This is a genomic window from Azospirillum picis, assembly GCF_017876115.1.
Lineage (GTDB): Bacteria > Pseudomonadota > Alphaproteobacteria > Azospirillales > Azospirillaceae > Azospirillum > Azospirillum picis.
On the sequence record NZ_JAGINO010000006.1, the window covers coordinates 266,991 to 281,470 of the forward strand.

Annotated in this window: 12 protein-coding genes; 8 read left to right on the forward strand and 4 right to left on the reverse strand. The window is 69.1% G+C overall.

What is annotated here, in order from left to right; translation table 11 throughout:
- Window positions 1–58: 58 nt before the first annotated feature.
- The 7 genes from J2850_RS11670 (at window position 59) to J2850_RS11700 (ending at window position 9,770) form a co-directional block, all read left to right on the forward strand.
- Window positions 59–454, forward strand: a complete 396-nt coding sequence (locus J2850_RS11670) for a response regulator transcription factor (protein ID WP_209981742.1) — start codon at window positions 59–61, stop codon at window positions 452–454.
- Window positions 451–2,691, forward strand: coding sequence for a 3'-5' exonuclease (locus J2850_RS11675; RefSeq protein WP_209981744.1), 2,241 nt, complete (start codon window positions 451–453; stop codon window positions 2,689–2,691). Before J2850_RS11670 ends, J2850_RS11675 begins: the two co-directional genes overlap by 4 nt.
- Window positions 2,688–2,888, forward strand: coding sequence for a hypothetical protein (locus tag J2850_RS11680; RefSeq protein ID WP_209981746.1), 201 nt, complete (start codon window positions 2,688–2,690; stop codon window positions 2,886–2,888). The genes J2850_RS11675 and J2850_RS11680 overlap by 4 nt, the downstream gene beginning before the upstream one ends.
- Window positions 2,889–2,895: 7 nt before the next feature.
- Complete coding sequence (locus J2850_RS11685; RefSeq protein ID WP_209981748.1) at window positions 2,896–5,670, forward strand: sensor histidine kinase; 2,775 nt, start codon at window positions 2,896–2,898, stop codon at window positions 5,668–5,670.
- Between the two features lie 277 nt (window positions 5,671–5,947).
- Window positions 5,948–7,621 (forward strand): hybrid sensor histidine kinase/response regulator, encoded by a 1,674-nt coding sequence (locus tag J2850_RS11690; protein WP_209981751.1) that lies wholly within the window; start codon window positions 5,948–5,950, stop codon window positions 7,619–7,621.
- A 35-nt stretch (window positions 7,622–7,656) separates the two neighbouring features.
- Window positions 7,657–9,378 (forward strand): PAS domain-containing sensor histidine kinase, encoded by a 1,722-nt coding sequence (locus J2850_RS11695; RefSeq protein ID WP_246512991.1) that lies wholly within the window; start codon window positions 7,657–7,659, stop codon window positions 9,376–9,378.
- The gene (locus J2850_RS11700) at window positions 9,375–9,770 is read left to right on the forward strand and encodes a response regulator (RefSeq protein WP_209981753.1); all 396 of its coding nucleotides are present in this window, start codon (window positions 9,375–9,377) and stop codon (window positions 9,768–9,770) included. The genes J2850_RS11695 and J2850_RS11700 overlap by 4 nt, the downstream gene beginning before the upstream one ends.
- Window positions 9,771–9,803: 33 nt before the next feature.
- On the opposite strand, the gene moeB is transcribed toward J2850_RS11700, so the two are convergent.
- The 4 genes from moeB to J2850_RS11720 are packed head-to-tail and all read right to left on the reverse strand — an operon-like array spanning window position 9,804 to window position 13,988.
- Window positions 9,804–10,961, reverse strand: coding sequence for a molybdopterin-synthase adenylyltransferase MoeB (gene moeB / locus J2850_RS11705; RefSeq protein ID WP_209981755.1), 1,158 nt, complete (start codon window positions 10,959–10,961; stop codon window positions 9,804–9,806).
- Window positions 10,962–10,975: 14 nt separating this feature from the next.
- Complete coding sequence (locus tag J2850_RS11710) at window positions 10,976–11,254, reverse strand: ubiquitin family protein (RefSeq protein WP_307354351.1); 279 nt, start codon at window positions 11,252–11,254, stop codon at window positions 10,976–10,978.
- On the reverse strand, window positions 11,251–12,669 hold the full coding sequence (locus tag J2850_RS11715; protein ID WP_209981757.1) for a TfuA-like protein: 1,419 nt from the start codon (window positions 12,667–12,669) through the stop codon (window positions 11,251–11,253). The genes J2850_RS11710 and J2850_RS11715 overlap by 4 nt, the downstream gene beginning before the upstream one ends.
- A 14-nt stretch (window positions 12,670–12,683) precedes the next feature.
- Entirely contained in the window at window positions 12,684–13,988 is a 1,305-nt protein-coding gene (locus J2850_RS11720) for a YcaO-like family protein (RefSeq protein ID WP_211113863.1), read from the reverse strand.
- Between the two features lie 151 nt (window positions 13,989–14,139).
- Here J2850_RS11720 and J2850_RS11725 point away from each other — a divergent pair.
- A partial coding sequence (locus J2850_RS11725; protein WP_209981759.1) for a hypothetical protein occupies window positions 14,140–14,480 on the forward strand: 341 nt, incomplete at its 3' end.

A 14,480-nucleotide genomic window follows, 5' to 3' on the forward strand; every position in this document is an offset into this window, starting at 1 on the left:
GGCACGAACGCAGCATGAGGAAGCCGGCACAAGACCGGTCACCGGAGGACGCCCCGCCATGAAGCCGACCATCCTGGTCGTCGACGACGAGCCGAGCATCGTCCTGTCGCTCCAGGTCCTGATGCAGCGCGCCGGGTTCGACGTGCGCATCGCCCGCGACGGGGAGGAGGCGTTGCAGTCTGTGACGGCGTTCACGCCGGACCTGATCCTCCTCGACGCGATGATGCCGAAGCGCGACGGCTTCGACGTCTGCCAGACCCTGCGCAACGACCCGGCCTGGCGGTCGTTGCCGATCATCATGCTGACCGCGCGGAGCCGCGACGTGGAGCGTCAGAAGGGGCTGGCACTCGGCGCCACCGACTACATCACCAAGCCCTTCTCCACCCGCGACCTGCTGGCCACCGTCCGCCGTCATCTGGGCATGCCGGCCGACACCGGGGAACCGCGGCCATGACCGTGCCGGCGCTGGATGGCGGCGAACGGGCGGAAACGGGAACCGCGCCGGCACAGGCGCCGCCCCAGCCACCCCGCCGCCGGGTGCCGCTCGCCTTCCGCGTCGCCGGCCTCGGGCTGGTCGGGCTGGCCGTCGGGCTGGCCGTCGCGGTGCGCGGGATCGACGCCGCCGATCCCCTTCTGACCTATGCGGTGGTGATGACCGCCGCCTGCGCGGCCACCATCCGCGGGCTGTGGCTGGTGGTGGACCGCCATCTGCTGCGCGCCGCGGAGACCCTGAGCCGCGAGGCCGGCCTGGTCGCCCACGGCGCGGTCCAGGACGCCGGCCGCACCGCCACGGGTGCCGCCACGGCGGCGAGCGGCCGCATCCCGCTGGACCGCTACGGCGACCTTGCCCCGATGGCGCGCGCGGTCAACGAGCTGTCGGACAGGCTGGCCCAGGTCCGCCGCGACATCGACCGCACCGTCGCGCTGTCGACCGCCGAGGCGGAGGAGCAGAAGGCGCGGCTCGCCGCCATCCTGCGCGACCTGCACGAGGGCGTGATCGTCTGCAACGCCCGGCACCAGGTCCTGCTCTACAACCAGACGGCACTGGATATCCTGCACCTGACGGGGGAGTTGGGACTCGGCCGCTCGCTGCTGCATTTCGTGGTGGCCGAACCGCTGACCCACACGCTGGAACGCCTGTCGCTGCGCGTGCGCGACGGCCGGCACGCCACCCACGAGCACGGCACCACCGCCCAGTTCGTCGGCGCCACCACCGACGGCCGCATCCTGCTGGAGGGCCGGATGAGCGCGATCCTGGAGATGGAGGGCGGTCCCGCCATCACCGGCTATGTGCTGACCCTGTCGGACGCCACCAGCGAGCTGGCGGCGCTCGGCAAGCGCGACGCCCTGCTGCGCGAGGCGACCGAGGGGTTCCGGACGCCGATCGCCAACCTGCGCGCCGCGGTGGAAACGCTCTACGACAACCCGGACCTCGGCCCCGGCGATCGCGCCGCCCTGGAAAGCGCCATGCTGGAGTCGAGCGACAGCCTGTCCCAGCGGCTGGAGCGGGTGACCGCCGCCTACCGCAGCGTCGTCACCGGCAGTTGGCCGATGAGCGACATCCATTCCAGCAACCTGATCACGCTGATCCGCCACCGCGTCGCCGGCGCCGGGGCGCCGGCCGCCGTCACGCTGACCGGCCTGCCGCAATGGGTCCATGGCGACAGCCACAGCCTCGTCCTGCTGTTCGCGCACCTGGTCGGCCGGATCCAGGCCTCGACCGGCGCCGGCGAGTTCGACCTGGAGGCGGTTGCGCCGCCGGAGGGCGACCGCTGGGTCTATCTCGACCTGGTGTGGAAAGGGGAGCCGGTGCCGAGCCCCATGCTGGACGGCTGGCTCGACCAGCCGCTGCCCGGCGGCCTCGGAGGCCTGAGCGCCGGCGACGTGCTGCAGCACCACCGCAGCACGGCGTGGAGCGAGGCGCTGGCGGGCTCCGGGCGCCCCGGCTTCGCCCGGCTGCGCGTGCCGCTGCCGCCGGCGCAATCGCCGCTGTCGGCCCGCCCCCGCCCGCAGGCCGGCGCCCGCCCGGAATTCTTCGACTTCACCCTGCTGCACCAGCCCCTGGCGACCAGCGGACTGGGAGCGACGCCGCTCGACCGGCTGCATTACGTGGTGTTCGACACCGAGACCACCGGGCTGTCCCCCAGCACCGGCGACGAGATCATCCAGATCGCGGCGGTGCGCATCGTCGGCGGGCGCATCCTGACCGGCGAGACCTTCAACGCGCTGGTGGATCCCAACCGGCCGATCCCGCCCGAATCCTCCGGCTTCCACGGCATCACCGACGCCATGGTGGCGGGCAAGCCGACGATCGGCGCCGTTCTGCCGCAGTTCCGAAGCTTCGTGTCCGGCGCGGTGATGGTGGCGCACAACGCGGCCTTCGACCTGAAATTCCTGAAGATGAAGGAGCGGGCGGCGGGCGTCAGCTTCGACGGCCCGGTGCTGGACACCATGCTGCTGTCGCGCATGCTGCTGGGCAACGACGGCGACCACACGCTCGACGGCATCGCGGAGCGGCTGGGCATCGCCGTCGTCGACCGCCATACCGCGCTGGGCGACAGCCTGGTCACCGCGGCGGTCTTCCTGCGCATGATCGCGATGCTGCGCGAGCGGGACGTGCGGACGTTGGACGACGCCATCCGCGGCGCCAACATCCTGGTCGAACTCGCGGCCCGGGAGCGGGCGTTTTGACCGCGCCCTCCCCCGGACGCCGCGGCGAACGGCTGGCGGCGCTGTTCCTGCTGGCGGCGGTCCTGTTCAACCCGCCGCTGCTCCGCCTGTTCGGCACCGGGGGAACGCTGCTGGGCGTGCCGGCCCTCTATGCCTGGGTCTTCGGGCTCTGGGCGGCGGTGATCGCGCTGGCCGCGCTCGCCGGGCGGATGAAGTAGCGGCCCGATGGGTTGGGGTCCGGTCCTGGGCGCCGCCCTGGCCTACCTGACGGCTCTGTTCGCCGTCGCCCATTGGGCCGACCGGCGGCAGGCGGCCGGGCGCAGCGTCATCGCCTCCCCCACCGTCTACGCGCTGTCGCTGGCGGTCTACTGCACCACCTGGACCTTCTACGGCTCGGTCGGGCGGGCGGCGACCCAGGGCATCGGCTTCCTGCCGGTCTATCTCGGCCCGACGCTGCTGATGCTGCTGGCGCCGCTCCTGCTGCGCAAGATCCTGCGCATCGCCAAGGAGCAGCGCACCACCTCGATCGCCGACTTCCTGGCCAGCCGCTACGGCCGCAGCCCGCTGCTCGGCGGGCTGGTGGCGGTGACCGCCACCGTCGGCGTCGTTCCCTACATCGCCCTGCAACTGAAGGCCGTCGCGGTCAGCTTCGACGTGCTGACCGGCGGCGGGCTCTCCGCCGACGGCGGGTTGGGGGCCGGCGCCCTTCCCTTCCTCGACCACGGTTTCCTGATCGCCGCGGTGATGGCGCTGTTCGCCATCGTCTTCGGCGCCCGCCAGCTCGACGCCGCGGAGCATCATCCCGGCATGGTCGCAGCCATCGCCCTGGAGTCGCTGGTGAAGCTGGTGGCCTTCCTGGCGGTCGGCGTGTTCGTGGTCTGGGGCCTGTTCGACGGCCCCGGCCCCCTGTTCGCCGCGGCGGCAGCCCACCCCGATCTCGCCCGCCTGTTCGACGGCGAGGCGGCCCTCGGCTCCACGGCCGCCGGCGTGTGGGTGGCGACGACGCTGCTGTCGGCGGCGGCGATGCTGTGCCTGCCGCGGCAGTTCCAGGTGATGGTGATCGAGGCGGTCGACGAGCGGCATCTCGACCGCGCGGTCTGGCTCTTCCCGCTCTACCTCCTGCTGATCAACCTGTTCGTCCTGCCGGTGACGCTGGCCGGCCTCGCCACCTTCGGGGGACGGACCGACCCCGACCTCTTCGTCGTAGCCCTGCCGCTGGAGGGCGGCGTGGCGTGGCTGGCGCTGCTGGCCTTCCTGGGCGGGCTGTCGGCGGCGGCCGGCATGATCGTCGTCGAATCGGTGGCACTCAGCACCATGCTGTGCAACGAGCTGGCGGTGCCGCTGCTGCTGCGGTTCCGTCCGGCGGCGCTGGCGCGTTCGGCCGACCCGGCACCCCTGCTGCTGGCGATCCGCCGCGGCGCCATCGTGGCGATCCTGCTGCTCGGCTACGCCTATTTCCGGCTGGCCGGGTCGGCCTACGCGCTGGTGTCGATCGGGCTGATCTCCTTCGCGGCGGTGGCGCAGTTCGCCCCGGCGCTGGTCGGCGGGCTTTACTGGCGCGGCGCCACCCGCCGGGGCGCCATCGGCGGGGTCGCGGCCGGCACCCTCGTCTGGGCCTATACGCTTCTCCTGCCCAGCTTCGCCAGGTCGGACTGGCTGCCCGCCTCCTTCATCGCCGACGGCCCCTGGGGCGTCACGGTGCTGCGGCCCTACGCCCTGCTCGGGCTGGAGGGACTGGATCCGCTGGCCCACGCCCTGTTCTGGAGCGCGCTGGCCAACATCGGGGCCTATGTGGCGCTGTCCCTGTTCGACAGCCCGGACGGCGCGGAGCGGGGGCAAGCCGCCGCCTTCGTCGGCATGTCCGCCGCGGCCGCGCCCTTCACCGACACCGCCGCCCCGCCGCCTGCCGCGTCCGCCGACTGGCGGGGCGCGGCCAGCGTCGGGGACCTCGTCCGCGCGGTGGCGCGCTTCCTCGGTCCGCAACGGGCCGAACAGGCATTCGCCGGTGCGGACCCGCAGGAGCCGGCCGGGCCGGAGCGCCTGCGGGCGGCGGAGCGGCTGCTGGCGGGGGTGCTGGGCGGGGCGTCGGCACGGGTCGCGCTGGCCTCCGCGGTTTCGGCCGAAGCGGTGGATGCGGCGGAGCTGCTGCGCATGCTGGACGAGACCAGCGACGTGATCGCCCACAGCCGCCAGCTCGAACAGAAGACCGCCGACCTGGAACGCGCCACCGACGCGCTCCGCGCCGCCAACGAGCGCCTGACCGAGCTCGACCGGCTGAAGGACGACTTCCTGTCGACCGTCACCCACGAACTGCGCACGCCGCTGACCTCGATCCGCGCGCTCAGTGAAATACTGCACGACGATCCCGGCCTCGACACCGCGCAGCGGCAGGAGTTCCTGGCCGTCATCATCAAGGAGAGCGAACGGCTGACCCGCCTGATCAACCAGGTCCTGGACATGGCGAAGATCGAGGCCGGGGCGCTCGACTGGCGGATCGAGGCGATCGATCCGGCCGATACGCTGGCCCAGGCGGTCGCCGCCACCGAGGCGCTGTTCCGCGAACGCGGCATCGACCTGAGCGTGGATCTGCCGCGGCACCTGCCGCGGGTGCGTGCCGACGCCGACCGGGTGATCCAGGTCGCCGTCAATCTCCTGTCGAACGCCGCCAAGTTCTCCCCCCGCGGCGGCCGGACCAGGATATCGGCCCGGCCGATCGACGGCGGGGTTCGGGTGACGGTGGCCGACAGTGGGCCGGGGGTCGCGCGCAAGGACCGCAAGCTGGTGTTCGACCGCTTCCGCCAGAGCGGCGACACGCTGACCGGCAAGCCGGCGGGGACCGGCCTCGGACTGGCGATCGCAAAACGGATCGTCGAGCATCTCGGCGGCCGGATCGGCGTCGAGGATGCTCCGGCCGCCATCGAGGAGGAGACGGCGGGCGCCACCTTCTGGTTCACGCTGCCGTTGGCTGCCGACAGTGCGGAGACCGAGGCGACTCGGTGAGAAAATCGGGCCCTTCACGACCGCAACGCACAAGCGACTCGCTCCGCCACGGGCAAGTTGCTATCTTCCGGGATAGTATTCGGCTTACCCGAAAGCGAGAGATGCCTTGCGATCCGGCTTGACCTTAAGGTCACGGCTTAGCACAACTGGCAGGATGGCCTGCAGCGTGGCGCTTCCCGCGGCTGCGATCCGCGCCTATGGTGTCAGCCGCATTGCCGGCAAGGCGCGGCCGGCGGAGCGGCGCGCGGGCCGGACGGGCCGGCGGTAGGAAGGCGGAATGGGCAAGATACTGGTCGTCGACGACGAGAAGGACGTCGAAACGCTGATCATGCAGCGCTTCCGCCGTGCCGTCCGTGCCGGCGAGCTGGAGTTCCTGTTCGCCCATGATGGCCAGGAAGCCCTGGCGATGCTGCGTGCCCGGCCCGACATCGACATGGTGCTGAGCGACATCAACATGCCCGGCATGGACGGGCTGTCGCTGCTGGACCATCTGCCGCAGTTGAACGCCGACATCCGCGCCGTGATGGTTTCGGCCTATGGCGATCTCGGCAACGTGCGCGCGGCGATGAACCGCGGCGCCTTCGACTTCATCATCAAGCCGATCGATTTCGCCGACCTCGAAGCCACCATCCACAAGACGCTGGAGGCCTGCCGCGCGGTGCGGCGGCTGCGCGACGCGCTGCAGGAAACCCGCACGGCGGAAGCCGCCTCGCGCGCCCAGGCGGCACGCATGCGCCGGGTGCTCGACGGCAGCCCGATCGGCGTCTCGATCATCACCGAGAGCGGCGAGCTGCTCTACTGCAACCACCGCTGCCTCGACCTGTTCGGCCTGGCGGCCGAGGAGATGCACCGCCACTGCGCCCCGCTCCTCTTCCGTCACGTCCAGGACCGCCGGCCCGGCGGCGGCGGACACCCTGCGTTCCGGGCGCCGCTGTCGGACGAGCTTCGCTTCGTCCGCGACGACGGCCGCGCGGTGTGGATGGCCGTCTCCTTCGACCAGACCAACTACGAGAACCAGCCCGTCTTCATCGTCTGGCTCTATGACGTCACCGAGCGCAAGGAACAGGCGGAGGCGTTGCGCGGCGCCAAGGATGCGGCCGAGCAGGCGTTGGCCGACCTGGAGCGCATGCAGGGCGACCTGATCCGGGCGGAGAAGATGGCGGTGATCGGCCAGCTCATCGCCGCCGTCGCGCACGAGATCAACACCCCGGTCGGGATCGCGCTGACCGCCGCCACCCACCTGCAGACCGCGTCCGATTCGATCATCCTGACCTTCAAGGGCGGCCAGCTTCGCCGGAGCGACTTCCAGGACTATGTCGGCACCGCCAGCGAGGTCTCCACCCTGCTGGTCTCCAACATCGAGCGGGCCGCCGCCTTGATCCAGAGCCTGAAGCTGGTGACCGAAGGCAAGGCTGGATCGCCGCGCAGCCGCTTCGACCTGCGCGACTACCTGTCGGACATCGTGCTGGCGGTGCAGGTGCAGCCGACGGCCGCGGGGCACGAGCTGCTGCTGGACTGCCCGGACGGGCTTGCCCTGGAATCCTACCCCGGGGCGCTGACCGAAGTGCTGCTGGCGTTGCTGGCCAACGCCTTCGCCCATGGCTTCGAGACGCGCTCGACCCCCACCGCCCCTGCTCCCGTCGCCGCCGGCTGCGAGGCCGAGGAGGACCCGCCGCGCCCCGGCGGCCGGGTCACCGTCTCCGCAAGGCTGACCGCGGACGACCGGGTGGAGCTGCGCGTGTCCGACAACGGCCGCGGCATTCCGGAAGAGATCCAGCCGCGGCTGTTCCAGCCCTTCGCCACCACCCGGCGCGGATCGGGCAGCATGGGGCTCGGCCTCTACGCGGTGTTCAACCTGGTGACCGGCAGGCTGGGCGGCGAGATCGACATCGAGAGCGTTCCCGGCACCGGTACCTCGGTGATCCTGCGGCTGCCGATGGACGCGCCTTGACCCGGTTCATCGCCGGCTGAGACCGGCGCTTCATCATGATCCGCAAGGCGGGAGCATTCTGGATGGACGAGCCTAGCAACCACCCGGTTCCGCCGTCTGGCTCGGTGGAGGACGCACGGGAGAATGCCCGCAGCTACCGCGATCTGCTGATCGAAACGATGCCTGGGCTGATCGTGCATCGCGGCGGCCGCATTCTCTATTGCAACACCGCGCTGGCCAACCTGCTGGGATACGAGACCACGGAAGAGGTGCTGGCACTGCGGGGCGTGCTGTCCATGGTTCCGGACGATGCCCTGGCGATCGAACAGGATGCGTATACGCGCTGCCTGACCGGGCGCGGCCGTCCGGAGGCCCGCCGCGTCAAGCGCTTCCGCGCCGATTCCAGCCTCCAATGGTTCGATCAGCTCCTGGAAACCGTGGAGTGGGCTGACGGCCTCGCGGTCATGGAGCTGCTGACCCGGATGCGCCCCCATCCGGCGAATGCCGACCTGCCGCGGCAGGGCCAACTGCTGCAGGCGGCCATCGACGCGATGCCCAACGGCGTGCTGATGCTGGACAGCGAACTGCGCCTTGAAGGCGCCAACAGCGAATATTTCCGTCTGTGGGATTATCCGCCCGGCATGTTCCCGCCGGGGACCCATGTTTCCATCACGCTGGACTACAATTATGACCGGGGCGACTACGGCAAGGCTCCCCGCGAGGAGGTCATTCCAAGGATGCTCGCCAAGTTCCAGGTCAAAGGACTGGCGAATGCCGAACGCGTGATCCCGAACGGCCGGATCGTCGACATCCGCACGGCCCCGCGCGCCGACGGCGGGTACGTCATCACCCAGTACGACATCACCGACCGCAAGCGGATCGAGAACGAGCTGCGCGAGGCGAGAGACCGGGCGGAAGCCATCCTGCAGGAACTGCGCGAGACCCAGCAGCAGTTGATCGTGCAGGAAAAGATGGCCTCGCTCGGCCAATTGACCGCCGGAATCGCGCATGAGCTGAAGAACCCGCTCAACTTCGTCAACAACTTCGCGGAACTGACCGGGGAATTGCTGGACGAGCTTCTTGCCCTGATGGGACCTCTGGACGATCGGCTTTCACCGCAGGCGGTGGAGGAGGTGGACGCCCTGGTGGGCGACCTCCAGAGCAACTTGCGCAAGATCGCCGATCACGGCCGGCGTGCGGACCGCATCGTGAAGAGCATGCTGGACCATTCCAGGGGTGGTGGCGGCGAGTGGCAGCGCACGGAGCTGAATGGCCTGGTGGAAGAGGCTCTGGCGCTGTCCTATCACGCAAGCCGCGCCCAGGATCCCCATTTCAACACGACGTTCCTGCGCGACCTCGACCCTGCGGTCGGCGAGCTTCAGCTCGTGCCTCAGGACATTTCACGCGTGCTGGTCAATCTGTTCACCAATTCCTTCTATGCGTTGCGCAAACGACAGTTGATATGTGGAGATCCCGATTACCAACCCACACTGCATGTGGCGACCAGGGATTGCGGAGACAAAATAGTCATACAGATTAGAGATAATGGAACGGGCATCCCACAATCGGTGATCGGCAAGTTGTTCACCCCCTTCTTCACCACAAAGCCGACGGGTGAAGGAACGGGCTTGGGACTTTCGCTCAGTTATGACATCGTGGTACATCAGCATAGGGGCAGATTCGACGTCGCCAGCGTCGAGAATCAGTATGCCGAGTTCACGATCACGCTGCCGCGGGCGGCAGCGTCCGTATCGCTAGGGGAGCGACGAAAAGTATGACTCTGGGCATCCTTGTCGTCGATGACGAGCCGGATATCGAGGATCTCTTCCGTCAGCGCTTCCGTGCCGAACTGCGGCGGGGCGAGCTGGCCATTCATTTCGCGACCTCCGCCGAAGAGGCCCTCACCAAACTGAATTCGGGCCTGCAGCCGGAAGCCGTGCTCGTTCTCAGCGACATCAACATGCCGGGCATGAACGGCCTGGATTTCCTCGGGCATCTGCGCACGAACCTGCCGCAGGTCCCGGTCGTCATGGTCACCGCCTATGGCGACACCGAGAACCGGCGCCGCGCCCTCGACATCGGCGCCACCGATCTGGTGACCAAACCGGTGGACTTCAATGTCCTGAAGAAGCTGGTCAATACCGTCATCGAACAGAAGAGCGCGGCCTGACGGACAGGAGGTTCTGACCGGCCGCGCGAACCGTCAAGCCCCGCAAACCGCCGCGAGGTCGCGCAGCTCCGGCCCTGCCCGCCCGGAGCAGGACGCGCAGTCAGGATCGACCGGCACCGCGATCTCGTTGAACTCGCCCCGCAAGCCGTCATAAAGAAGCAGCCGCCCTGCCAGGGGCTGACCCAGACCGAGCAGGAGCTTGACCGTCTCCGCCGCCATGATCGTGCCGATCACGCCGGGCAGAACCCCCAGCACGCCCGCCTCCGCGCAGGATGGCGCATATTCGGCGGGAGGCGGCTCCGGGAACAGGCAGCGGTAGCAGGGGCGTTGCGCGGCGGGGCCTCCGCCGAATACCGAAACCTGCCCCTCGAACCGGAAGATCGCGCCGTAGACGACGGGCACGCCCAGCCGCAGGCAGGCGTCATTCACCAGATACCGCGTCGGCAGGTTGTCCGAGCCGTCCACCACCACGTCATGACCGCCCAGCAGGTCGAGCACGTTGGCCGCTTCGATCCTGGCATCCTGTGCGACGACTTCGATGGTTGGATTGAGGTCGAGCAGCGCGGTGCGGCCGCTCTCGACCTTCCGCTGGCCAAGCCGGCTTTCCGCATGAAGGATCTGGCGCTGGAGGTTGCTGCGCTCCACCCGGTCGTCGTCGATCAGCGTCAGCCGTCCCACGCCGGCCGCGGCAAGATACATGGCAACCGGCGAGCCCAAGCCGCCGGCGCCAATCAGGGCGACGCGGCTTTGCAGCAGCCGATGCTGCCCGCGTTCGCCAACCTCCGGCATGGTCAGGTGACGCCGGTAGCGCTCGCGCTGGGAGGCATCGAGGGCCGGAGGGACCTCGACCGGAAGGCCGGCCGCCTTCCAGGCGGAAAACCCTCCCTCCACGGAGCCGACATCCTGGTAGCCGAGCCGCTTGAGATCCTCGGCCGCGAACAGGGATCGGGTGCCGCCGGCACAGATCAGGAGGATCGGGCGCGCGGTGTCAGGAGCCTTGTCCTCGATCCGCAATTCCAGGAAGCCCCGCGGCAGCCGCAGGGCGCCGGCCGGGCTGCCGGCGGCAGTCTCCTCATCCTCGCGCACGTCGACCAGAAGGCTGCCCTCGCGCTGCCTCGCATGCGCTGCGGCGGCCGGAATCTCGGGAATGCGGCTCCGCAACTCCGCCAGTCGACGATCCTTGAGGCTCATTGCGCCACTCCTCCTCAACCGCCTGCCAGGGCGACCATCACCGTCAGCGTCGCGCCGGCCGGCAGGGCCGCTTCCAGGCCGCCGATCCGGCGGACATCGTCGCGCCCCAGATAGACATTCACGAAGCGACGCAGTTCACCGTCGCTGGTGAACAGGCGGTCGCGCAGGGGCTCCCGGCCGGCGGTCAGCACCGCCAGCGCCTCGCCCACCGTCGAGGCCGGCACGGTCACCTGATCCAGCCCCCCGATGAACCCGCGCAACGGCGTCGGCATCCTGATCGTCACGTCGGTCACGGCGTCTTCCCCCCGTCAGCCAAGCCCGAGGTGGTCGCGGACTCCTGCCCGGCGGCGACGGCCTGCTCGGCCTCCACCGCCAGCCGGCGCAACAGATCCCGTGCCTGCTTGAATTTCGCCAAGTCGATCCTCAGGTCCAGCAAATCCTTGAAACCATATTCATAAGCCCAAGCTCCCGCCGGCGCATCCATCCGGCAGGCGGTGTGGGCAAGATGATCGGCGATCAACTCGTCCACCGTCTCGCCGTCCTGCAGGCCCGCGTCGCCGAAATGCAGGTCCGACAGCCGCTGCACCAGCGCCGCATCGGCTGCCGTCGCCTCATAGAGGCCGCGCAGGCGCAGCTCGTTGAGCACCGGCTTGGTGGTGCGCACCATGGAACGGCGGGCGATCAGCCACAGCCGCATCGCCCGTTCGGTGGCCAATTCCACGATCAGCGCGTGGAATTCCTCATCGGTCAGATCGTTCCGGCGACACCAGTCCGACAACTGCTCCGGCCCGGTGATCTGCCGCGCGGTGCAGAACCGGCGGACCTCCGCCTCGATCGCCTGGGCATCGACGGTCATGCCCACCGTCTCCGCCAACTGGACCACCAGCAGGCGGTCGAGGGCGGCATTGTTGATCGCAGCGAAATCCGGGCGATGCAGCGCGGCGTGCGTGGCGATCTCCGACAACGGCACGCTGTGTCCGCCATGGGCGACCCGCCGGTCACGCTCGTACAGTGCGTCGAAGTAATGCGATCCCACGAAGGGAAAGGGTGCGGGACGCGGAGGCGCGGCAAGCCCCGCAAGATGGGTCAGCAGCATCTCGGCATCCAGGCGTTTGCGGTCGACGGCATTGGTGGCAAGGAAGCCGTCGAGCCGGGCCGCCTCCTCCGAGGTCAACCCGGCGTCCGCCCAGATGCGGTCCCGCGTGCGTTCGACGAAATAGCGCCGTTTCGCCGCCGCGACGATGCGGTCGTGCAATGGCTGGTCGAGCACGCCGGCGGCCAGCGCGGCCGACAGGCTGGCCCGGAGGTTCACGAGCGGTTCCGACAGCGGGAACCAGCCATGTTCGGCGCCGGCATGGGCCAGCGCCACCTCGTCGTCGCCGCTCAGCCGCCCGTCGATGTAAGCCCTGGCGATCTCACCGACCGGGATCATGCCGAAGGGATGGCATTCGGCCGCCCGCAAGGCGCCCATGCTGGAGGCGCCGAAAACCGCGATCCCCTTGTGCAGGGCGAACAGGATTTCCTTGTGCCACACAGACAGCGACTGCCCGAACACCCCGTCGATCAACGCGATGACGTCGGGACGATGGATAGTCATCGCACTGAGGATGTCGGCCTGCGTCGCCGGCGGAAGATAGATTGCGCCGGGCAACAGCGCCCGGGCGTCCTCCTGAGGCAAGGTGGGGCCGAGAAACACACAGATCTTCATTCCGCCGATCCCGTTCATACGACCGCCGCGCCGGTCCCTGCCGCCCGCGCCTTCAACCATGCGGTAAAGGCGCTGGCTCTCGGACCCGGCGCATAGAAGTCGGTCCTGTACGCCTCAAGGCCCGGCACCATGACCCTTACCACAGGAATGCCGATGTCCGGCTGCATCAGGTCGAAGACAAGCACCTGGTCCAGGCCGCGACGGCAAAGGGCGCTCACCAGGACCGCGATATCCCCCTCGAAGGTCGGCGTCGACAGGTTGGCGTGGCACCGGCCGTCGGCGGTCGCCGGCTGGGCCTCCATCGCCGCAACCTGGGCCGAATTGTCTCCGCACTGGTTCCGGATCATGTCCCGGCGGAAGAAGTCGTCACGCGATCCCGCGATCATCACGAGGCGGGACTGCACCGCCTCGGTCAGCGCCCGGCACATCGCGACCGCGGGCTCAAGATGGCTGCCGTACCCCCGGAACATCCCGGTATTCCGGACGTCCCGGTCATAGACGGTCGCCATGTAGGTCGGCACCCCCATGTCGGTGGTGACGTCGAACAGCAGCGGGCGGATCCCCGCCTCCTCGAAGCGGCCGAGCAGATCCCGGACCACCGGCGAGTCGATGGTGGACAGATCCACCCGTGGGATCGGGATCCCGAGCGCCTCGCTCGCGAAACGCCAGCAGGAGACGGAATCCCGCTCGATGACCTCATGAAGACCGGAGGAAATCGCCTCCAGGACATGGTTGCCGCTCGCCAGCCCATTGGTGTCGATCGTCCCGAAATTCCGGGCGCGCACCTGACCTGGCGGCAAATGCAGGCCGACGCAGGTCCAGGGGGCTGCGACGATCCGGTACCGGACGAGATCCCATCCCCAAATCCAGAATTCCGGCAGGTCGGCACGGAAGGCACCATTCCGAACCCCCGGCAGACGCTCCATCGGGATGCGCGCCGGTGGCGGCAAATCGTTCCATGCCGCATCGACATAGGGCGAGCGCAGGGTTTCCGCATGGAAGCACTCGATTGCCTCCATGGCGGCGGATACCGTCGCCGCAACCAGGCTGAACCCCTTGCCGGCACTGCCGGACAAGGTCGAACTGTTCGGGCGATGCCCCAGAACGGTGTGGATCCCGACCCGGTCGAGCCCGGTCACATCGGCCAGGCGGGTAATGCCGCAACGCGCCAGATGGGGAGCGATGAACCCGAATGTCTCCTCCGGCGTCGCCAAGCGGTGTGTTCCAAGGAAGAAGCGCTTGGTCGCCCGGTGAACGGTATCGCCCAGCCGGATGCCGGGAGCCGGATGTTGGGCGGGGTCGAGTGGTGCTCTGTTCAAGATGGAACCGATCGCGGGCAGTTGAACGGGCTGCTTAGCCGAGTGGCACGTGGTCGGTCGGGCGATTCTTCGGAAGGATCGCCCGACCTGCCTTCACTCAGCCTCCGAAGTGCCCTCGTTACTCGCGGGCTTGGCTTCGGGCGATGCAGGCGTGGCCATCCCCGGAACCATCGACGCAGACGCCGCGGGCATACCAAACATCGACGCAGACGCCGCAGGCGCGCCGAACATCGATGCAGACGCCGCAGGCGCGCCGAACATCGATGCAGACGCCGCGGGCATACCGAACATCGACGCGGAAGCTGCTGGCGCGCCGAACATCGACGCAGACGCCGCAGGCATACCGAACATCGACGCGGAAGCTGCTGGCGCGCCGAACATCGACGCAGACGCCGCAGGCATACCGAACATCGACGCGGAAGCTGCTGGCGCGCCGAACATCGACGCAGACGCCGCAGGCATACCGAACATCGACGCGGAAGCTGCTGGCGC